General features: G+C 71.5%; 17 protein-coding genes and 1 tRNA gene. 13 read left to right on the top strand and 5 right to left on the bottom strand.

Going from position 1 to position 18,736, the window contains the following annotated elements:
- Positions 1–2: 2 nt before the first annotated feature.
- The 5 genes from AC5L3C_RS24170 to glmS all read left to right on the top strand — a co-directional run bounded on the left by AC5L3C_RS24170 (position 3) and on the right by glmS (position 5,064).
- Positions 3–1,493, top strand: coding sequence for a carboxylesterase/lipase family protein (locus AC5L3C_RS24170; protein ID WP_493650800.1), 1,491 nt, complete (start codon positions 3–5; stop codon positions 1,491–1,493).
- Between the two features lie 31 nt (positions 1,494–1,524).
- Positions 1,525–1,908: a RidA family protein gene (locus AC5L3C_RS24165; protein ID WP_493650799.1), complete on the top strand. Its 384-nt coding sequence runs from the start codon at positions 1,525–1,527 to the stop codon at positions 1,906–1,908.
- A 105-nt stretch (positions 1,909–2,013) separates the two neighbouring features.
- Entirely contained in the window at positions 2,014–2,901 is an 888-nt protein-coding gene (locus tag AC5L3C_RS24160; protein ID WP_493650798.1) for a DUF4429 domain-containing protein, read from the top strand.
- Between the two features lie 75 nt (positions 2,902–2,976).
- Positions 2,977–3,234 carry a hypothetical protein gene (locus tag AC5L3C_RS24155; RefSeq protein ID WP_030217181.1) on the top strand — a complete coding sequence of 86 codons (258 nt, stop codon included), beginning with the start codon at positions 2,977–2,979 and terminating at the stop codon, positions 3,232–3,234.
- A gap of 12 nt (positions 3,235–3,246) precedes the next feature.
- Positions 3,247–5,064, top strand: a complete 1,818-nt coding sequence (glmS, locus tag AC5L3C_RS24150) for a glutamine--fructose-6-phosphate transaminase (isomerizing) (RefSeq protein WP_493650797.1) — start codon at positions 3,247–3,249, stop codon at positions 5,062–5,064.
- A gap of 197 nt (positions 5,065–5,261) precedes the next feature.
- Here the strand turns inward: glmS and AC5L3C_RS24145 are convergent, their stop codons facing one another.
- Positions 5,262–5,789 carry a universal stress protein gene (locus tag AC5L3C_RS24145; RefSeq protein ID WP_125506334.1) on the bottom strand — a complete coding sequence of 176 codons (528 nt, stop codon included), beginning with the start codon at positions 5,787–5,789 and terminating at the stop codon, positions 5,262–5,264.
- Between the two features lie 315 nt (positions 5,790–6,104).
- On the opposite strand from AC5L3C_RS24145, the gene AC5L3C_RS24140 reads away from it, so the two are divergent.
- The 4 genes from AC5L3C_RS24140 (at position 6,105) to AC5L3C_RS24125 (ending at position 8,958) form a co-directional block, all read left to right on the top strand.
- Positions 6,105–6,368 (top strand): hypothetical protein, encoded by a 264-nt coding sequence (locus tag AC5L3C_RS24140; RefSeq protein WP_493650796.1) that lies wholly within the window; start codon positions 6,105–6,107, stop codon positions 6,366–6,368.
- Between the two features lie 377 nt (positions 6,369–6,745).
- Positions 6,746–7,978 (top strand): helix-turn-helix domain-containing protein, encoded by a 1,233-nt coding sequence (locus AC5L3C_RS24135; RefSeq protein ID WP_493650795.1) that lies wholly within the window; start codon positions 6,746–6,748, stop codon positions 7,976–7,978.
- 185 nt (positions 7,979–8,163) lie between these two features.
- The gene (gene orn, locus AC5L3C_RS24130; RefSeq protein WP_125506332.1) at positions 8,164–8,766 is read left to right on the top strand and encodes an oligoribonuclease; all 603 of its coding nucleotides are present in this window, start codon (positions 8,164–8,166) and stop codon (positions 8,764–8,766) included.
- Positions 8,767–8,885: 119 nt separating this feature from the next.
- Positions 8,886–8,958 (top strand) — tRNA-His (locus AC5L3C_RS24125).
- Between the two features lie 65 nt (positions 8,959–9,023).
- Here AC5L3C_RS24125 and AC5L3C_RS24120 read toward each other — a convergent pair.
- Together AC5L3C_RS24120 and AC5L3C_RS24115 are read right to left on the bottom strand one after the other, a co-directional pair.
- Positions 9,024–9,539: a TetR-like C-terminal domain-containing protein gene (locus tag AC5L3C_RS24120; RefSeq protein WP_493650794.1), complete on the bottom strand. Its 516-nt coding sequence runs from the start codon at positions 9,537–9,539 to the stop codon at positions 9,024–9,026.
- Between the two features lie 427 nt (positions 9,540–9,966).
- Positions 9,967–11,022 carry a LacI family DNA-binding transcriptional regulator gene (locus AC5L3C_RS24115; RefSeq protein ID WP_493650793.1) on the bottom strand — a complete coding sequence of 352 codons (1,056 nt, stop codon included), beginning with the start codon at positions 11,020–11,022 and terminating at the stop codon, positions 9,967–9,969.
- A 343-nt stretch (positions 11,023–11,365) separates the two neighbouring features.
- Between AC5L3C_RS24115 and AC5L3C_RS24110 the strand changes: the two genes are divergently transcribed.
- The 4 genes from AC5L3C_RS24110 to AC5L3C_RS24095 all read left to right on the top strand — a co-directional run bounded on the left by AC5L3C_RS24110 (position 11,366) and on the right by AC5L3C_RS24095 (position 16,234).
- Positions 11,366–12,724 (top strand): ABC transporter substrate-binding protein, encoded by a 1,359-nt coding sequence (locus tag AC5L3C_RS24110; protein ID WP_493650792.1) that lies wholly within the window; start codon positions 11,366–11,368, stop codon positions 12,722–12,724.
- A 5-nt stretch (positions 12,725–12,729) separates the two neighbouring features.
- Positions 12,730–13,740: a carbohydrate ABC transporter permease gene (locus AC5L3C_RS24105; protein WP_493650791.1), complete on the top strand. Its 1,011-nt coding sequence runs from the start codon at positions 12,730–12,732 to the stop codon at positions 13,738–13,740.
- A 12-nt stretch (positions 13,741–13,752) separates the two neighbouring features.
- Positions 13,753–14,655: a carbohydrate ABC transporter permease gene (locus tag AC5L3C_RS24100; RefSeq protein ID WP_125506318.1), complete on the top strand. Its 903-nt coding sequence runs from the start codon at positions 13,753–13,755 to the stop codon at positions 14,653–14,655.
- A gap of 139 nt (positions 14,656–14,794) precedes the next feature.
- A complete protein-coding gene (locus tag AC5L3C_RS24095; RefSeq protein ID WP_493650790.1) occupies positions 14,795–16,234 on the top strand; it encodes a GH1 family beta-glucosidase in 1,440 nt (479 codons plus the stop codon).
- Between the two features lie 366 nt (positions 16,235–16,600).
- Here AC5L3C_RS24095 and AC5L3C_RS24090 read toward each other — a convergent pair whose 3' ends face one another.
- The gene (locus tag AC5L3C_RS24090) at positions 16,601–18,013 is read right to left on the bottom strand and encodes a sensor histidine kinase (RefSeq protein WP_493650789.1); all 1,413 of its coding nucleotides are present in this window, start codon (positions 18,011–18,013) and stop codon (positions 16,601–16,603) included.
- Complete coding sequence (locus AC5L3C_RS24085) at positions 18,010–18,729, bottom strand: response regulator transcription factor (RefSeq protein WP_185930897.1); 720 nt, start codon at positions 18,727–18,729, stop codon at positions 18,010–18,012. The genes AC5L3C_RS24090 and AC5L3C_RS24085 overlap by 4 nt, the downstream gene beginning before the upstream one ends.
- Positions 18,730–18,736 lie beyond the last annotated feature (7 nt).

Below are 18,736 nucleotides of genomic sequence, written 5' to 3'. Positions count from 1 at the left end.
ACATGAGCCCGCACACCGACCCCGTCGTGACCACCGCTCAGGGAGCGGTCCGTGGGGCACGCCGAGGCGACTCCCTCACTTTCCTGAACATCCCCTACGCCGCCCCGCCCCGCGGTGCCGGCCGCTTCGCGCCCCCGCAGCCGCACGCGCCGTGGGACGGCGTACGGGACGCGACCACGCCCGGGCCCAACGCGCCGCAGTCCGAACGCAGCCTCGGCGACGTGGAGATGACCCCCTACTTCGGCACCGGCTGGAGCCGGGGCGAGGACTATCTCACCGTCAACGTCTTCACGCCTGCCGCCGGCGCCGACGACCTGCCGGTCATGGTGTTCGTCCACGGCGGCGGATTCGTCGCCGGCTCGACACGGTCCACGCTGTACGACGGTTCCGCGTTCGCCCGCGACGGTGTCGTCCTCGTCACCCTCAACTACCGGCTGGGCATCGCCGGCTTCCTCGACCTCCCCGGGGCGCCCGCCAACCGCGGTCTGCTCGACGTCGTCGCCGCGCTGCGCTGGGTGCGGGAGAACATCGCGGCCTTCGGCGGTGACCCGCACCACGTCACCCTGTTCGGCCAGTCCGCCGGCGCGACGATCGTCGGCGGCGTCCTGGCCACCCCCGAGGCCGCCGGCCTGTTCCGGCGGGCCATCGTCCAGAGCGGCAACGGACTGGGCGCGTTCACCACCGAACAGGCCGCCCGCGTCACCGAGGCGGCGGCCGAGGCACTGGGCACGGCGCCCCACGCCGACGCCTTCGCGGACATCTCCGACGAGCGCCTGGTGGACGCCGCCTCCCGGTTGCCCGGTGTCGACCTGCGCACCGAGACCCACTACGACCCGCTGGTCGGCCTCAGCCCCTTCAGCCTCGTCCTCGACACCCAGCCCGCCGCGGCCGTCGCCGCCGGACGGGGCGCCGGCGTCGACCTGCTCATCGGCACCAACACCGAGGAGGGCAACCTCTACCTGGTCCCCTTCGGCACGTACGCCACCTCGACCGCCGCGGATGTCGACGCCGTGGCGGCGCGCTCGCACCCCGAGCCGGCCAGGCTCGTCGAGACCTACCGCACGACACGCCCCGAGGCGTCCTTCGGGGAACTGCGCTCCGCCATCCTGGCCGATGCCCTGTTCGGCGCGGGCAGCCACGCCCTGGCCGACGCCCATGCCGCCCACCCCGGGTCCGCGACCTACGCCTACCGGTTCGCCTGGCGCTCCCGGGCACTCGACGGGCAACTCGGCGCCACCCACGCGGTGGAGCTGCCCTTCGTCTTCGACCTCACCGACCGTCCCGAGCTGAACGGCCCCCGTGCCCTGCTCGGCCCCGACAAGCCCCCCGCGGACCTCGCCACGCGCGTGCACGACGCCTGGATCCGGTTCGCCCGCACCGGCGACCCCGGCTGGGACCGGTATGACACCGAGCGCCGGGCCACCCTGCGCATCGACGCCGAGTGGACCCAGCTGGACGACCCGAGCAGCCATGAACGCCAGGCCTGGAGCTGACCCTCCGGGCGCACCTTCTCAAGGACGCACCATGACCAGAACCGTCATCACCACCGAACACGCGCCCTCCCTGCCGGCCCCGCTGTCCCAGGGCATCCGCAAGGGCCCCGTCGTGCAGGTCTCCGGCCAGCTTCCCCTCGCCCCGGACACCGGCGCGGTCGTCGGCACCACGGTCGCCGAGCAGACCGCACAGGTGCTGCGCAACGTCGCCGCCGTACTCGAGGCGGCCGGCGCCGGGTTCGAGGACGTCGTGATGCTGCGTGTGTACCTCACCGACCCTGCCCACCTGGCCGATATGAACGAGGCGTACGCGGCGGCCGTCGGCACGCCCTTCCCCGCCCGCACCACCGTCTACATGCCACTCCCGCCGGGACTGCTCGTCGAGATCGACGCCCTGGCGGTGCTGGACAACTGAGCGCGGCCGGCCACGCCCCGCGCGCAGCCTTCGCCCCAAGTCCGCACCGGAGAACCCGGATCGGACCGGACCACTCCGCCGCCGTTCCGGTGAAACAATCACCCCATGGCGGAAATCATCCAGAAGGACGGTACGTGGACGTTCGACGGGGAGGCCCTGCGACTGACTCCCGGACGGGACAAGAACGTCGGTCTGCTGCGCAGGACCCTGGGTGAACTGGTGCTGCCCCTGCGCGCGTTGGCGGGGATCTCGTTCGAGCAGGGCAAGAAGGCGGGGCGGCTCAGGCTGCGGCTGCGGGACGGCGCCGACCCGCTGCTGCACGCGGCCGGCGGCCGGCTCACCGAGCCGCACGACCCCTACCAGCTGATCGTCGACTCCGACCGCTACGGCGTCGCCGAGTACTTCACGGAAGAGGTCCGCACCGCCCTGCTCCTCGACCAGGTCCCCACGGACCCGGTCACCTCGTATCTGCTGCCGGGCCCGGCGGTTCCGCTGTCCGTGTCCGCCGGGGACGGGACGGTGAGCTTCGACGGGGAGCGGATCCGGCTGGAGTGGAACTGGAAGACGGAGGACGCCAAGGCCGCCGCCGGGCCCCGCACCCTCGCGCTGACGGACCTGACGGGCGTGGAGTGGCAGCCGGCGGCCGGTCTGGAGAACGGGCACCTGCGCTTCCATGTGCGCAACTCCCCCACCAAGGCCCCGGCCAAGTACGACCCCCACGCGGTGGAGCTGTGGGGCTTCAAGAAGGACCCCCTGATGGCGCTCGTCGCCGCGGCCGTCCAGGCCCGTCTGCCGCATCCCGCGGCCCCCGCCGACGACCGGGCGCGGGTACTCGAGGCCGCCGACCGGCCGCCGGCGGCCCCCTCCCCGGCCGAGGACGACCACGACGCGCTGCTGCGCCGGCTGCGGGAGCTGGGCGAGCTGCACCGGTCCGGAGTGCTCACGGATGAGGAGTTCACCCTCGCCAAACAGGCGATTCTGAAGCGTATGTAACGCCGACCGTCCAGCTCCTGCCCGAAATCGGGCACGATTCTTGCGTAACCGCCTCCTGTACCCCAGGATCATCGGGTGCACGACGAACTTGTTGATCATCTGACGCGGTCCACGCCCCTCAGCCGGGGCGAGGCGCTGCGCGTGGTCCAGGACGTGCTCGCCTACTTCGACGAGACGACCGAGGAGTACGTCCGTCGCCGCCACCGCGAGCTCCAGGCCCAGGGCCTGGTGAACGCGACGATCTTCGAACGGATCGAGGCGGACCTCAGATACCGAGCGGTGGCGCCGCCGGAGCTCTCCCTCCGGCAGCTGCGCCGCATCGTCTACGGCTAGGAACCTACGTATATGTGCGGAATCGTCGGATACATCGGCAGGCGTGAGGTCGCTCCCCTGCTGCTCGAGGGGCTCCAGCGCCTGGAGTACCGCGGCTACGACTCGGCGGGCATCGTCGTCACGTCCCCGAAGACGGCCGGCCTGAAGATAGTCAAGGGCAAGGGCCGGGTGCGCGACCTGGAGGCGAAGGTCCCGGCGCGCTTCAAGGGCACCACCGGCATAGCCCACACCCGCTGGGCCACCCACGGCGCCCCCTCCGACGTGAACGCCCATCCGCACCTGGACGCCGAGGGCAAGGTCGCCGTCGTCCACAACGGCATCATCGACAACGCCGCCGACCTGCGCCGCAAGCTGGAGGCCGACGGCGTCGAGTTCCTCTCCGAGACCGACACCGAGGTCCTCGTCCACCTGATCGCCCGCTCCTCGGCCGAGAAGCTGGAGGACAAGGTCCGCGAGACCGTGCGCCTCGTCGAGGGCACCTACGGCATCGCCGTGCTGCACGCCGACTTCCCGGACCGCATCGTCGTCGCCCGCAACGGCTCCCCGGTCGTCCTCGGCATCGGCGAGAAGGAGATGTTCGTCGCCTCCGACATCGCCGCGCTGGTCGCCCACACCCGCCAGATCGTCACCCTCGACGACGGCGAGATGGCCACCCTCAAGGCCGACGACTTCCGCACCTACACCACCGAGGGCACCCGTACCACCGCCGAGCCGACCACCGTGGAGTGGGAGGCGGCCTCGTACGACATGGGCGGCCACGACACCTACATGCACAAGGAGATCCACGAGCAGGCCGAGGCCGTGGACCGGGTGCTGCGCGGCCGGATCGAGGACCGCTTCGCCACCGTGCGCCTGGGCGGCCTGAACCTGGACGCCCGCGAGGCCCGCCTGATCCGCCGGGTGAAGATCCTCGGCTGCGGCACCTCGTACCACGCCGGCATGATCGGCGCGCAGATGATCGAGGAGCTGGCCCGCATCCCCGCCGACGCCGAGCCGGCCTCCGAGTTCCGCTACCGCAACGCGGTCGTGGATCCCGACACCCTGTACATCGCGGTCTCCCAGTCCGGTGAGACGTACGACGTGCTCGCCGCCGTGCAGGAGCTGAAGCGCAAGGGCGCGCGGGTGCTGGGCGTGGTCAACGTGGTCGGCTCCGCGATCGCCCGCGAGGCCGACGGCGGCGTCTATGTGCACGCCGGCCCCGAGGTGTGCGTGGTGTCCACCAAGTGCTTCACCAACACCACGGTCGCCTTCGCCCTGCTCGCCCTGCACCTGGGCCGCACGCGTGACCTGTCGGTGCGCGACGGCAAGCGGATCATCGAGGGGCTGCGCCGCCTGCCCGCCCAGATCGCCGAGATCATGGAGCAGGAGGAGGAGATCAAGAAGCTGGCCCTGGAGTACGCCGAGGCCCGCTCGATGCTCTTCATCGGCCGTGTCCGGGGCTACCCGGTGGCCCGCGAGGCCTCCCTGAAGCTCAAGGAGGTCTCCTACATCCACGCCGAGGCCTACCCGGCCTCCGAGCTCAAGCACGGTCCGCTGGCCCTGATCGAGCCGGCCCTCCCCACGGTCGCGATCGTCCCGGACGACGACCTGCTGGAGAAGAACCGCGCGGCGATGGAGGAGATCAAGGCCCGCAGCGGCCGGATCGTCGCGGTCGCCCACCAGGAGCAGGAGAAGGCCGACCACACGCTCCTCGTCCCCAAGAACGAGGACGAGCTGGACCCCATCCTGATGGGCATCCCCCTCCAACTCCTCGCCTATCACACGGCCCTGGCCCTCGGCAGGGACATCGACAAGCCCCGCAACCTGGCGAAGTCGGTCACGGTGGAGTAGGACGCCCGGGGCGGGCCCGCGTCAATCGGCGGCCCCGCCCCCACGGACGGCCGGGCCACACACCCGGGGCGCGGAGCCGTGTCGATGTGCGGCACCGCCTGAGCGGGCGCGATCAACGCCCGCTCAGCTGTACGGGCCGACGAAACGGGACGGGCCCCCGCATGTTGCCGGTCAACACGCGGGGGCCCGTCCCCCACTCACGGAATGACAACCACCGGCCGCTGCGCCCGCTTCGCCAGCCTCCCCGCGACGGACCCGAACAGCCGCCCCACGAGCCCGTGGGTGGAACCCACGACGATCGCGTCGGCTTCGTACTCCCGCCCCACCTCTTCGAGTTCGTGGCAGATGTCCCCGCCGCGCTCGACCAGGATCCACGGCACCTCGGCCAGATAGTCCGCACAGGCGAGCTCGAGTCCGAGCACCTCCGTGCGGTGGTCCGGGACGTCCACGAAGACGGGGGGCTCGCAGCCCGCCCACACCGTAGTGGGCAGCCGGTTGGCGACGTGGACGATGATCAGGCCCGAACCGATGCGCCGCGCCATGCCGATGGCGTAGGCGAGGGCCCGCTCGCTCGAGGTGGATCCGTCGAAGCCGACGACCACACCGTGCCGGAACGCGGGGTCGCAGGGGTGACGTGATTCCTCCGCTGCCAGGGGTTCGGCCGCCGTGGGATCGGCGACCGGCCGCTTGCGGTCCGCGGGTTCGAAGAATTCATGACCGGCCATGGCTGTCTCGGGGTGGTGATCCTTCTATGGGGGACGACAGTGTGCGGCGGAGCTGTGTCCGGGAATGGTCTTCCCAACCCCATACCCCCAAGGGTACGGCGGCACGCCTCCTGAGCCCAGACCCGGCGCGTACCGGCAGGCGGGTTCCCCGGAGCATGCACGAGGGGCCGCCCGTCACGCAACGGTTGCTGCCCAGTACAGGTGGTTTGCACGGGATTCACCCGGCGTAAACGCGGAGAACCGTCCGGGCCGCCCGCGGTGACCGGGAGGCCGGCCACGCGTTGAACCCGGCGAGCCACGCACAGGGAGCCTCTCATGTCCGGACCCGGTCCCACGCCCGAGCGGGATCGTACGGCACCGCCGTCCCGGGACCCGGTGACCGACCTGATCCGCTGGGCGGCGTTCGGCTGTCTGCTCGTGCCGGTGGTGCTGGTGTGGTGCGGCTCCTCGGCCGCGGGGGCGGCCGGCGTCGCCCTGGGCCTGGCGGCGGTCACCGGGGTCTGCCGGCTGCTGCTGCGCCGGTCCCGGCGGCTCGCCGGGCGGCCGCCGCGCGATGGCGGGGACACACCGGTCGGTTGACCGGTTTCCGCGCCCACGCCCGCATCTTTTCAGCCAACTTCCGGCCGGTGTGCATCCCCCGCCGGAACCACCCCCCAATCCCCGTTCGACCTGCACGGAAAGGGTCCCGCGCACCCTGCGCGCCCTATGGGGATTGGCCACCGCGACGAGGCGCACTTCCCTGCACGCCCCGCGAGTGCGACCCTTCGTGATCGAATGCTTCACGCCAAGTTGCCAAGTCGACAATGTGCCGGGTGACGAACTCGCCACCCGGGCGCGACGCGACACAGTAGATTCGATCTTGACGTCGTACGGCGGGGGACTCGTGCAGGACCGAGGGGAAACGTGCAGGAGCGACACAACCGAGGAGCCGCGACCACCGAGGGGGGCTTAGCAGTATGAGCCACGACTCCACTGCCGCGCCGGAAATCGCTGTCCGGAAACTCTCCGGGCGGCGCCGCAAGGAGATCGTCGCGGTGCTGCTGTTCAGCGGCGGCCCCATCTTCGAGAGTTCCATACCGCTGTCGGTGTTCGGGGTTGATCGCCAGGACGCCGGCGTACCGCGCTACCGCCTGCTGGTGTGCGGAGGCGAGGACGGCCCGCTGCGGACCACAGGGGGCCTGGAACTCACCGCACCACATGGCCTGGAGGCGATATCCCGGGCGGGCACCGTCGTCGTGCCGGCCTGGCGTTCGATCACCTCCCCGCCACCGGAGGAGGCGCTCGACGCGCTGCGGCGGGCCCATGAGGAGGGCGCCCGCATCGTCGGGCTGTGCACCGGCGCCTTCGTACTCGCCGCGGCGGGCCTGCTGGACGGCCGGCCCGCGACCACACACTGGATGTACGCGCCGACGCTGGCGAAACGCTATCCGTCGGTGCACGTCGATCCGCGGGAACTCTTCGTGGACGACGGCGACGTTTTGACCTCGGCCGGCACCGCGGCCGGGATCGACCTGTGCCTGCACATCGTGCGCACGGATCACGGCAACGAGGCGGCCGGCGCGCTCGCCCGGCGCCTGGTGGTCCCGCCGCGCCGCAGCGGCGGCCAGGAGCGCTACCTCGACAGGTCTTTACCGGAGGAGATCGGCGCCGACCCGCTCGCCGAGGTCGTCGCCTGGGCACTGGAGCACCTCCACGAGCAGTTCGACGTGGAGACGCTGGCGGCCCGCGCGTACATGAGCCGCCGTACCTTCGACCGCCGGTTCCGCTCGCTGACCGGCAGCGCGCCGTTGCAGTGGCTGATCACGCAGCGGGTGCTCCAGGCGCAGCGGCTGCTGGAGACGTCGGACTACTCGGTGGACGAGGTCGCCGGGCGCTGCGGATTCCGCTCGCCGGTCGCGCTGCGCGGCCACTTCCGCCGTCAGCTGGGCTCGTCACCCGCCGCCTACCGGGCCGCGTACCGCGCGCGGCGGCCGCAGGCCGACCGGAACCAGGACGGCGAGGGCGCCCCGGCCGCCCAGGGGACCGTCCCGTCCGGTCCGCCCGGCCATCCGGGGCATCCGATGCCGCCGGCGCTGCACCCGGACAGTCCGCTGCCGCACCAGTCCCGGCGCACGGCGGCGGCCGGAGCGCTGGGCGTGTCCCTGACGGCCTCGGCGCACGGTGTGCCGGGGCAGCGCAGCGCTCCGTGAGATGACACCGGCACTCGGACGGGCCGGGAGCGGCGGCTCCCGGCCCGTCCGTATGTCCGGGGGCCCTACGTCCGGGGGCCCTACGTCCGCAGGTCCCCATGTCCGGGGTCCTGTGACGTTCACACCGACACCGTTGGTACGACCAGCGGGGTCCGCACGGCCTACCGGGCCGTAAGGTTAGACATATGAACGATCGCATGGTGTGGATCGACTGCGAGATGACCGGCCTCTCGCTGTCGGACGACGCGCTCATCGAAGTGGCCGCCCTCGTCACCGACTCCGAGCTGAACGTGCTCGGTGAGGGCGTGGACATCGTCATCCGCCCGCCGGAGCGGGCCCTGGAGACGATGCCGGAGGTGGTGCGCGAGATGCACACCGCGTCCGGGCTGCTCGCCGAGCTGGAGGGCGGCACGACGCTCGAGGACGCCGAGCGGCGGGTCCTCGACTACGTGCGCGAGCACGTCAAGGAGCCGGGCAAGGCCCCCCTGTGCGGCAACTCCGTGGGCACCGACCGCGGTTTCCTGCTGCGCGACATGCCGACCCTGGAGGACTACCTGCACTACCGCATCGTGGACGTCTCCAGCATCAAGGAGCTGGCCCGCCGCTGGTACCCGCGGGCGTACTTCAACAGCCCGGAGAAGAACGGCAACCACCGCGCCCTCGCCGACATCCGGGAGTCCATCGCGGAGCTGCGCTACTACCGCGAGGCCGTGTTCGTACCCCAGCCGGGGCCCGACTCGGAGACCGCGAAGAAGATCGCGGCCAAGCACGTCCTGCCTGCTCAGTAGGGGTGCGGAGGGGGTCGGCGACACCCTCGGGAAAAGCCGTGCGCGAGCACCCCTTCGGAGCATGTACACTTTTTCTCGGCCGGTCGGGGAAGTGGCTGATCTCAACCGACAAGGCCATGGTGGGTGTAGCTCAGCTGGTAGAGCACCTGGTTGTGGTCCAGGAAGTCGCGGGTTCAAGTCCCGTCACTCACCCTCGTGAAAGAGGCCGATGACACGCGGAAACGCGGTCGTCGGCCTCTTTCGTGCCCGGGGGCCGGTCAGGCGAGGCGCTGTGCCGCGTCGTCGGTGAGCTCGCGGTCGAACCCCATGGCGAGCATCACACTGCGGACGTGTGCCGCGAACAGGGCGTCGGTGTCGCCGATGAGACGGCGCAGGCTGCCGTGGACCTCGGCGACCAGATAGCCGAGTACCGAGGCCCAGGCGGTGAGGCCGATGGCGGCCAGCCGGGGCGAACACTCCTTGCCGCTCCGCCGCAGCAGGTCGTCCAGCAGCGGCCCGGTCTCGACGGTGTCCGGGACCCCGGCGCGGTCCGGGAGGACGGCTCCCGCCCGGACGGCCTCGGCGAGCACATCGAGGTGGACCTCGACGAACCGTGCGGCCGCGGGCCCCGTGACAGGCTCGGGGACGTGCGAACCGGGGACCGGGGCACCGAAGATCAGGGTGAAGTCCGGCGGATGGTCCAGGGCCCATCGCCGGTAGGCGTGGCAGAGCGTCCACCAGCGGCCGGCGTGGTCGTCCGCCGGCCGGAGGGCGCAGGCCGCGGCCAACTGCAACCGAGAGACCAGAGCGAACGACAGTCCGGACGACTACGGAACTCCACAGGTGAGTCATCGACGCTCCGGGAGAGCGGTCGCGGTGCCGGAATGGCGCGGCGCACAGGGCGTGGGGCGTGGATCCGCGGCTGTTGCTCCCTCCGCCCGCCCCGAGGTCTCCGCCGCGCCGCTCAGCCCGAGGACGCCGTGGTCGCAGGCGCCGCTCAGCCCGAGGACGCCGTGGTCGCAGGCGCCGCTCAGCCCGAGGACGCCGTGGTCGCAGGCGCGGGTGAGCCGGAACGTCCGTCGCGCAGGTCCCGCCCTGTCGTGCACCCGTGACGCACCCCGGACCGGACCGGGCCGAGGCCACGCGGGCCGGAAGGGGCGGCCGAGCCCCCGTACGGAGCGGCGGGCCGGCCTTCGACCGGCACCGGGGCCGATCCCCGCGTCAGGACGAGGCGCGCGGCACCAGTTCCGTGGCCAGCACCATCTGGCGCCGGTCCAGGCCCCGCGAGATGGCCGGGCGGCGGTCGGCGATCTCGGCGAGGAGGAGGTCCGTCATCGCGCGGCCCATCTCCTCGATCGGCTGGCGCACGCTGGTCAGCGGCGGGTCCAGGTGGCGCGCTATGGCGGAGTCGTCGTAGCCGACCAGCGCCACGTCGTCGGGGATGCGGCGGCCCGCCTCGCGCAGGGCCTGCCGGGCGCCCACCGCGGTGACGTCGGAGGCGGCGAAGACGGCGTCCAGGCCGGGACGGCGCTCCAGCAGGGCCGCCATCGCGCGCCGGCCCCCGCCCTCGGAGAAGTCGCCCGGTTCGATCAGCAGGTCGTCCACCTCGTGGCCGGCCTCGCGCAGGGCGTCCCGGTAGCCGTCGATACGCCGCTGGGCACCGTAGACGTCCAGGCGGCCGGTGATGTGGGCGATGGTGCGCCGGCCCCGGTCGATGAGGTGCTCGACGGCCTGGCGGGCGCCGCCGTAGTTGTCGGAGTCCACCGAGGTGAGCGCCTCCCCCGCCGACCGGGGGCCGCTGATCACCGCCGGGATCTCCAGCTGGGACAGCATGTCGGGCAGCGGGTCGTCGGCGTGCACCGAGACCAGCAGGACACCGTCCACGCGGTGGGCGGCGAGGTACTGGGCGAGCCGCTGCCGCTCCCGGTCGCTGCCCGCGAAGATCAGCAGCAGCTGCATCTCGGTGTCGGACAGCGCCGAGCCGACGCCCCGGAGCATGTCGGAGAAGTACGGCTCGGTGAAGAACCGGGTCTCCGGCTCGGGCACCACCAGGGCGATGGCGTCCGTGCGGTTGGCGGCCAGGGCGCGGGCGGCCGTGTTGGGGACGTAACCGAGCTCGGCGACCGCCGCCTCCACGGCGGCGCGGGTGGCATCGCTGACCCGGGGGGACCCGTTGATCACCCGGGAAACGGTGCCGCGGCCGACTCCGGCGCGCGCGGCCACCTCTTCGAGGGTGGGCCGGCCACCGCCCCGGCCCCGCGCTCCGTGGGTTGCCATCGGCACCGCCTTCCTTCGTTTCGTCACGCTGGCCTGGAATGTAACAGCCCCTCCCGTGACGTCGGCCACCGCCGGGAGGACAGCGGGCGGACTCCGTGGTTCCGTTGGCTTGGCCCCGAAGGCAAGTTAACGGGCAGATAACTGAACGCAGTTTGCCTCGTCTGTTCCCTTGACACCCTCGCCCGGACCCGGGACTCTTCAAGACATCACACGTGGGAGCGCTCCCACAGTACCTGACCCATACACAACCCGCACGTTCCCCGCCCGAGCCGCAACGCGCAGGATACGGTCAAACGACGCCGTTGGCCGGGGGGTCGGCACGTCAGGGCAACAGGAGGACGCAATGCGAGCACGTACCCTCCCCCTCTCCCGGCAGCGCTCGGACAAGGGGAAGCCCATCGCCCGCAAGGCACTGGCCCTCGCGGCCGTGGTGTCGCTGGGCACCGGGCTGCTGGCCGGCTGTGCCGACGACGGCGGAGACGACTCCGGTTCCTCGTCGGACGGCGGCGAGGGCAAGACCACGATCACCCTCGGTCTCTTCGGCACCATGGGCTTCAAGGAAGCCGGGCTCTACGAGGAGTACGAGAAGCTCAACCCCGACATCAACATCGAAGAGAACGTCATCGAGCGGAACGAGAACTACTACCCCGCTCTGCTCAACCACCTGACCACCAACAGCGGCCTGCAGGACGTCCAGGCCGTCGAGGTCGGCAACATCGCCGAGATCGTCGCCACCCAGTCCGCGAAGCTGGAGGACCTCTCCAAGGCGCCGGGCGTGAACAAGGCGGACTGGCTCGAGTGGAAGTGGCAGCAGGCCACCACCAAGGACGGCCAGACCGTCGGCCTGGGCACCGACATCGGCCCGATGGCCATCTGCTACCGCAAGGACCTGTTCGAGAAGGCGGGCCTGCCCACCGACCGCGAAGAGGTCGGCAAGCTGTGGGCCGGCGACTGGGCCAAGCTGGTCGAGGTCGGCGAGCAGTACAAGAAGAAGGCCCCCAAGGGCACCACGTTCATGGACTCCCCCGGCGGTCTGCTCAACGCCATCCTGGGCAGTGAGGAGGAGCGCTTCTACAACGCCGAGGGCGAGGTCATCTACAAGGAGAACCCCGCCGTCAAGCGCGCCTTCGACCTGGCCGCGAAGGCCGCCGAGGACGGGCTGGTCGGCGCCCAGACGCAGTTCCAGCCCGGCTGGGACCAGACGATCGCCAACAACAAGTTCGCCGCGATCTCCTGCCCGCCGTGGATGCTCGGCTACATCAAGGGCAAGTCGCAGCCGGACGCCGCCGGCAAGTGGGACGTCGCGGTGCCGCCCAGGTCCGGCAACTGGGGCGGTTCGTTCCTGACCGTGCCCAAGAGCGGCAAGAACGTCGAGGAGGCGAAGAAGCTGGTGGCCTGGCTGACCGCGCCGGAGCAGCAGGTCAAGCTGTTCGAGGTGCAGGGCAGCTTCCCGAGCGCGCAGGCCGCGTACGAGGACAAGGCGGTCACCGGGGCGAAGAACGACATGACCGGTGACGCCCCGATCGGCGAGATCTTCGCCGCGGCCGCCAAGCAGATCCCGGTCCAGATCATCGGCCCGAAGGACCAGATCATCGGCCAGGGTCTGGGTGACAACGGCGTGATCCTGGTGGCCAAGGGCAAGTCGCCCGAGGAGGCCTGGGAGACGGCCACCAAGACCATCGACAACAACCTGGACAAGTGACCCGAATGGCCACCCGTCACGACACCGCCGCGCCCCCCGCCGAGGGGGGCGCGGCCCCGGGCCGTCCGTCCGGGGGCAGTCCGGTGGACAAGGAGGAGCGGCGCCGGGCCAAGCTGTCCCGCCGCTGGCAGCGCGACGCGCGCTGGAGCCCGTACGCGTTCGTCTCGCCGTTCTTCCTGCTGTTCGCCGCGTTCGGTCTGTTCCCGCTGCTCTACACCGGCTGGGCCTCGCTGCACCAGGTGGAGCTGACCGCGCCGACCGACATGAACTGGGTCGGGCTGCGGAACTACACCCGGATCTTCGACGACGACTTCTTCTGGAACGCGGCGCAGAACACCCTCACCATCGGCATCATCTCGACCGTTCCGCAGCTGATGATGGCAATGGGCATCGCGCACATCCTCAACTACAAGCTGCGCGGCTCGACCTTCTACCGCGTCGCGATGCTCGCCCCGTACGCCACCTCGATCGCCGCCGCCACCCTGGTGTTCGTGCTCCTCTACGGGCGTGACTACGGCATGATCAACTGGGCGCTCGACTTCGTCGGCGTCGACCCGATCGCCTGGCAGGACGACAAGTGGGCCAGCCAGTTCGCCGTCTCGACGATCATCATCTGGCGCTGGACCGGCTACAACGCGCTGATCTATCTGGCCGCGATGCAGGCCATCCCGCAGGATCTGTACGAGTCGGCGGCGCTGGACGGCGCCAGCCGCTGGAAGCAGTTCATCCATGTGACGCTGCCCTCGCTGCGTCCGACGATCCTGTTCACCGTCGTGGTCTCGACGATCGGCGCCAGCCAGGTCTTCGGCGAGCCGCTGCTATTCGACCCCAACAAGAGCGCGTCGGGCGGCGGGGAGCACCAGTTCCAGACCCTCGGCCTGTATCTGTACGAGCAGGGCTGGGTGAACCAGCACCTGGGCCGCGCCTCGGCGATCGCCTGGTCGATGTTCGCGATCCTGATCGTCATCGGCATCATCAACCACGTCATCTCGCGCCGGCTGCGCGCCAGCAGTTAAGGAGTGGTGGCCGTGACGACGACTGTGACGCCCCCCGAGACATCGCCCGACAAGCACAAGCGCTCGCGTCTGCCGAAGTCCGCGCGGGCCGGCGGCACGCTGCACGGCGGTCCGGTCGCGTACGCGATCCTGATCGTGTTCACGCTCGTGTCGCTCTTCCCGCTGATCTGGACGGCGATCGCCGCTTCCCGGGACAACCAGCGTCTGGCGCAGACGCCGCCGCCGTTCTGGTTCGGCTCCAATCTGTTCAAGAACCTGGAGCTCGCCTGGACCGACGCCAACCTCGGCGAGGCCTTCCTCAACACCACGATCGTGGCGGGCATCTCCGCGACGACGATCGTGGTGCTGTCGACGGTCGCCGGGTTCGCCTTCGCCAAGCTGCGGTTCAAGGGCCGCAACGCCCTGATGCTGCTGGTCATCGGCACGATGATGATCCCGCCGCAGCTCAGCATCATCCCGCTGTACATGATGGTCGCCAAGCTCGACTGGACCGACCAGCTGCAGGCGGTCATCTTCCCGTCGCTGGTGAGCGCGTTCGGCGTGTTCTTCATGCGGCAGTACCTGCTCCAGGCGCTGCCGGACGAGGTGATCGAGGCCGCGCGGGTCGACGGTGCGGGCAGCTGGCGCGTGGTGTGGCACGTGGTGTTCCCGGCCGCGCGCCCGGCGATGGCCGTGCTCGGCATGCTGATGTTCGTGCAGGCCTGGAACGACTTCCTGTGGCCGTTCCTGGTGCTCACCCAGACCGGCAACCCGACCGTTCAGGTCGCGGTCGCGGGCCTGGGACGCGGTTTCACCCCGGACCAGTCCTTGATCATGGCGGGTGCGCTGCTGGGGACGCTCCCCCTGCTGCTGGTCTTCGCGATCTTCGGCAAGCAGATCGTGGGCGGCATCATGCAGGGCGCCGTCAAGGGCTGACGCCCGTCCGTCCCCGTAACCCCCGGGGGGCCGGGTCACCGCTGCCTCGGCCCCTCCACCCCGCATGTCCTCATGTGCGCGCCGGTCTTCCACGGCTCGTACTCGTCGGTCCTCCACGACCTTCTATGGGAGCGCTTCCATGTCTGACTCCGCAACGCCCGCGACCCCGGTGACCTTTCCTCCCGCCTTCCTCTGGGGCGCCGCCACCTCCGCGTACCAGATCGAGGGGGCGGTGCGGGAGGACGGACGTACCCCTTCCATCTGGGACACCTTCAGCCATACGCCGGGCAGGACGGCCAACGGCGACACCGGTGACATCGCTGTCGACCACTACCACCGCTACCGCGACGACGTGGCGCTGATGGCGGAGCTGAACCTGGACGCCTACCGCTTCTCCGTCGCCTGGCCGCGGGTGCAGCCGACCGGCCGCGGCCCGGCCGTCCAGCGCGGTCTCGACTTCTACCGCCGGCTGGTCGACGAGCTGCTGGAGAAGGGCATCAAGCCGGCCGTCACCCTCTACCACTGGGACCTGCCGCAGGAGCTGGAGGACGCGGGCGGCTGGCCGGCGCGGGACACCGCGTACCGCTTCGCGGAGTACGCCCAGATGGTGGGCGAGGCGCTCGGCGACCGCGTGGAACAGTGGATGACGCTCAACGAGCCCTGGTGCAGCGCCTTCCTGGGCTACGGGTCCGGCGTGCACGCGCCCGGCCGTACCGACCCGGCGTCCGCGCTGAAGGCCGCCCACCATCTGAACCTGGCGCACGGTCTGGGCACCAAGGCGCTGCGCTCGGTGATGCCGGCCCGCAACCAGGTGTCGATCGCCCTCAACTCCGGGGTGATCCGGCCCCTTTCGCCGGGCGACCCGGCGGACGTGGCGGCGGCGCGGAAGATCGACGACCTGTCGGGCGGCATCTTCCACGGCCCGATCCTGCACGGTTCCTACCCGGAGAGCCTGCTGGAGGCGACCTCCTCCCTCACCGACTGGTCGTGCATCGAGGACGGCGACCTGGACCTGATCCACCAGCCGCTGGACGCGCTCGGCCTCAACTACTACACGCCCACCCTGGTGTCGGCGGCCGACCCGGACGCCGAGGGCCCGCGGGCCGACGGGCACGGCGCGAGCGAGCACTCTCCGTGGCCGGCGGCGGACCACGTCGCCTTCCACCAGTCGCCGGGCGACCGGACCGAGATGGGCTGGACCGTCGACCCGACCGGCCTGCACGAGCTGATCATGCGCTACCACCGCGAGGCGCCCGGTCTGCCGCTGTACATCACCGAGAACGGCGCGGCCTACGACGACAAGCCGGACGCCGACGGCACGGTGCACGACCCGGAGCGGGTGGCCTATCTGCACGGCCACCTCTCGGCGGTGCGCCGTGCCATCACGGACGGCGCGGAGGTGCGCGGCTACTTCCTGTGGTCGCTGCTGGACAACTTCGAGTGGGCGTACGGCTACGACAAGCGCTTCGGCGCGGTGTACGTCGACTACGCCAGCCAGCAGCGCACGCCGAAGTCCAGCGCGCTGTGGTACGGCCGCGCGGCCGCGTCGGGAGAACTCCCGGACCCCGAGAGCATCTGACCGGCTCCCGGCTCCGGGCCACGGGGGAAGCACGGGGGGGCGGGGCGCGACACCCTAGGGGAGTGCCGCGCCCCGTTCGTGTGTCCCGGAGGGATAACAGCCCCTCCCCCTCCATCAGCCCCTCCGCCCCCCACCCAGCCCCTCCGGCGTTTGAGGAGCGGGGGTCCGGGGGCAGCGCCCCCGGGGACGGGACGGGACGGGAAGGGGCGGCGGGGGCGAAGAAACGCGGGCATGCGAGTGCCCCGGCCGGGTGTGGGGAGAGAGACCGGCCGGGGCACGTGCATCCCCGTTGTTTCAATAGGACTGTCGGCGCACCGCCGCGTCAGTTGCCTGTTCCGGAACGCCGTTGGCGGTCTTAGGGTGCGCTTAAGGAAGGGATCGGGACCGGTTAAAGGACGCGCCCTGACGGCCCGGTCTGCGCCGCCGTACGGACCCCCGGTGCCCGCGTCTGCGGGGCGGGCGTTCGCGGCCGTCGAGCTGGATCCAGATCCGCACCTCCGTCCCGCCGAGCACCGACGACCCGATCCGCACGTCCCCGCCGGTGCCCTCCGCGAGCCGGCGCACGATGTCCAGGCCCAGACCGGTCGAGCCGTCGCTGCCGGAGCCCCGGCCACGGGCCATCGCCGCCTCGGGGTCGGCGATGCCGGGGCCCGCGTCGGAGACGAGCACGATCACCGCGTCCTCGCCGTTGTGCACGTCGACCGCGAAGGCGGTGCCCTCGGCGGTGTGCCGGAAGACGTTGCCGAGCAGCGCGTCGAGGGCTGCGGCCAGATCGGCGCGGGCCACGGGTATGCGCACCGGCCGGTCGGCCCCGGCCACCCGCCATTTGCGGCCCTCGTCCTCGGCGAGCGCCGACCAGAACTCCATGCGTTCGCGCACCACTTCGGCCGCGTCGCAGCCCGCGCCGGGACCGGCGGCGGCCGTCTGCGGCTTGGCGTCCCGGGCGGTGCGGATGATGGTGTCCACCTCCCGCTCCAGCTGCTCGACCGCCGCCCGGGTCTGCTCGGCGGCCGGACCGTCGCCGAGCGAGGCGGCGTTGAGCCGCAGCACGGTCAGCGGCGTACGCAGCCGGTGGGACAGGTCGGCGGCGAGCTCCCGCTCGTTGGCCAGGAGCTGGACCACCTGGTCCGCCATGGAGTTGAACGCCACGGCCGCCAGCCGCAGTTCGGTCGGCCCCTCCTCCCGGACCCGGGCGCCCAGCTTGCCCTCCCCCAGTTCGTGCGCCCCCTCCACCAGCCGCTGGGCGGGCCGCACCATCCGGACGCCCAGCCGGTCGGCGACCGCGACCGAGCCGAGGATCAGCGCGACCCCGACCGCGGCGAGCACCGCCCAGGCCGTGCCGACACCGTTGGTGACCTCGGACTCGGGGACGAACACCTCGACCACGGCGATCTCGCCGGTGCTCAGCGCGACCGGCTGGAGCAGCGTCGAACCGCCGGGGACGGAGGAGGTGGAGGCGCGCCCCAGTTTCCGCACCGCCGCTACGTCCTCCTCGGAGGCCCGCCGCTCGCCGATGTCGAGGGCCTCGCCGCCCTCGCCCGCCGCCGGTATGTGCACGGCCATCGCGGCCTCGGAGCCGGCGGACGCCACGACCCGTTCGAGCTGGTCGCGGTCGGTGGTGATGGACAGCGCGGGGGCGACGGCGGCCGCCTCCCGCTCGGCGTTGGAGAAGGCGCGGTCGCGGGCCATCTCCCGGATGACCAGACCGAGCGGCACCGCAAAGGCGACGACGACCATCGTGGTCACCGCCAGCGACACCTTCACCAGGGCCCATCTCATCGCGGCGGCTCCGCTCCGGGCAGCTGCGCGGCGGGCGGCTCCAGTTTCACGCCGACGCCCCGCAGGGTGTGCAGATAACGCGGCCGGGCGGCCGTCTCCCCCAGCTTCCGGCGCAGCCAGGACAGATGGACGTCGATGGTCTGGTCGTCGCCGTAGGACTGCTGCCACACCTCGGCGAGCAGTTCCTTGCGGGGGACGACCACGCCGGGCCGCCCGGCGAGGAAGGCGAGCAGGTCGAACTCACGCCGTGTCAGGTCAAGGCGTACACCGTCCAGTTCGGCCTGGCGGCGCAGCGGGTCGACGGTGAGTCCGCCGACCCTGATCACGGGTGTGGGCGCGGCCTCGCCGCCGCCGGCACGGGCCCGGCGCAGCACGGCGGCCATCCGGGCCGACAGGTGCTCCACCGAGAAGGGCTTGGTCAGGTAGTCGTCCGCGCCCGCGTTGAGCAGCCGCACGACCTCGGCCTCGTCGTCCCGGGCGGTGGCGACGATCACGGGGACGTCGGTGATGCCGCGCAGCATCTTCAGGGCCTCGGAACCGTCGAGGTCGGGCAGTCCGAGGTCCAGTACGACCACGTCGAAGCGGAAATGGGCGACCTCGCGCAGCGCCTCCAGCGCCGTCCCCACGCTGCGCACGGTGTGCGAGGCGTCGGTCAGCTGCCGGATCAGCGCCGAGCGTACGAACTGGTCGTCCTCGACCACGAGAACACTTGCCATGGGCGGC

This window comes from Streptomyces speibonae, assembly GCF_984686075.1.
The sequence above is the reverse complement of the archived record's forward strand: the minus strand, read 5'-3'. Positions and strand labels throughout refer to the sequence as shown.

Bases quoted from the DNA above. Each gene is read 5' to 3' on its own strand.
- AC5L3C_RS24170 (WP_493650800.1), top strand. From the start codon at position 3: ATGAGCCCGCACACCGACCCCGTCGTGACCACCGCTCAGGGAGCGGTC.
- AC5L3C_RS24165 (WP_493650799.1), top strand. From the start codon at position 1,525: ATGACCAGAACCGTCATCACCACCGAACACGCGCCCTCCCTGCCGGCC.
- AC5L3C_RS24160 (WP_493650798.1), top strand. From the start codon at position 2,014: ATGGCGGAAATCATCCAGAAGGACGGTACGTGGACGTTCGACGGGGAG.
- glmS (WP_493650797.1), top strand. From the start codon at position 3,247: ATGTGCGGAATCGTCGGATACATCGGCAGGCGTGAGGTCGCTCCCCTG.
- AC5L3C_RS24145 (WP_125506334.1), bottom strand. From the start codon at position 5,789: ATGGCCGGTCATGAATTCTTCGAACCCGCGGACCGCAAGCGGCCGGTC.
- AC5L3C_RS24140 (WP_493650796.1), top strand. From the start codon at position 6,105: ATGTCCGGACCCGGTCCCACGCCCGAGCGGGATCGTACGGCACCGCCG.
- AC5L3C_RS24135 (WP_493650795.1), top strand. From the start codon at position 6,746: ATGAGCCACGACTCCACTGCCGCGCCGGAAATCGCTGTCCGGAAACTC.
- orn (WP_125506332.1), top strand. From the start codon at position 8,164: ATGAACGATCGCATGGTGTGGATCGACTGCGAGATGACCGGCCTCTCG.
- AC5L3C_RS24115 (WP_493650793.1), bottom strand. From the start codon at position 11,022: ATGGCAACCCACGGAGCGCGGGGCCGGGGCGGTGGCCGGCCCACCCTC.
- AC5L3C_RS24110 (WP_493650792.1), top strand. From the start codon at position 11,366: ATGCGAGCACGTACCCTCCCCCTCTCCCGGCAGCGCTCGGACAAGGGG.
- AC5L3C_RS24105 (WP_493650791.1), top strand. From the start codon at position 12,730: ATGGCCACCCGTCACGACACCGCCGCGCCCCCCGCCGAGGGGGGCGCG.
- AC5L3C_RS24095 (WP_493650790.1), top strand. From the start codon at position 14,795: ATGTCTGACTCCGCAACGCCCGCGACCCCGGTGACCTTTCCTCCCGCC.
- AC5L3C_RS24090 (WP_493650789.1), bottom strand. From the start codon at position 18,013: ATGAGATGGGCCCTGGTGAAGGTGTCGCTGGCGGTGACCACGATGGTC.
- AC5L3C_RS24085 (WP_185930897.1), bottom strand. From the start codon at position 18,729: ATGGCAAGTGTTCTCGTGGTCGAGGACGACCAGTTCGTACGCTCGGCG.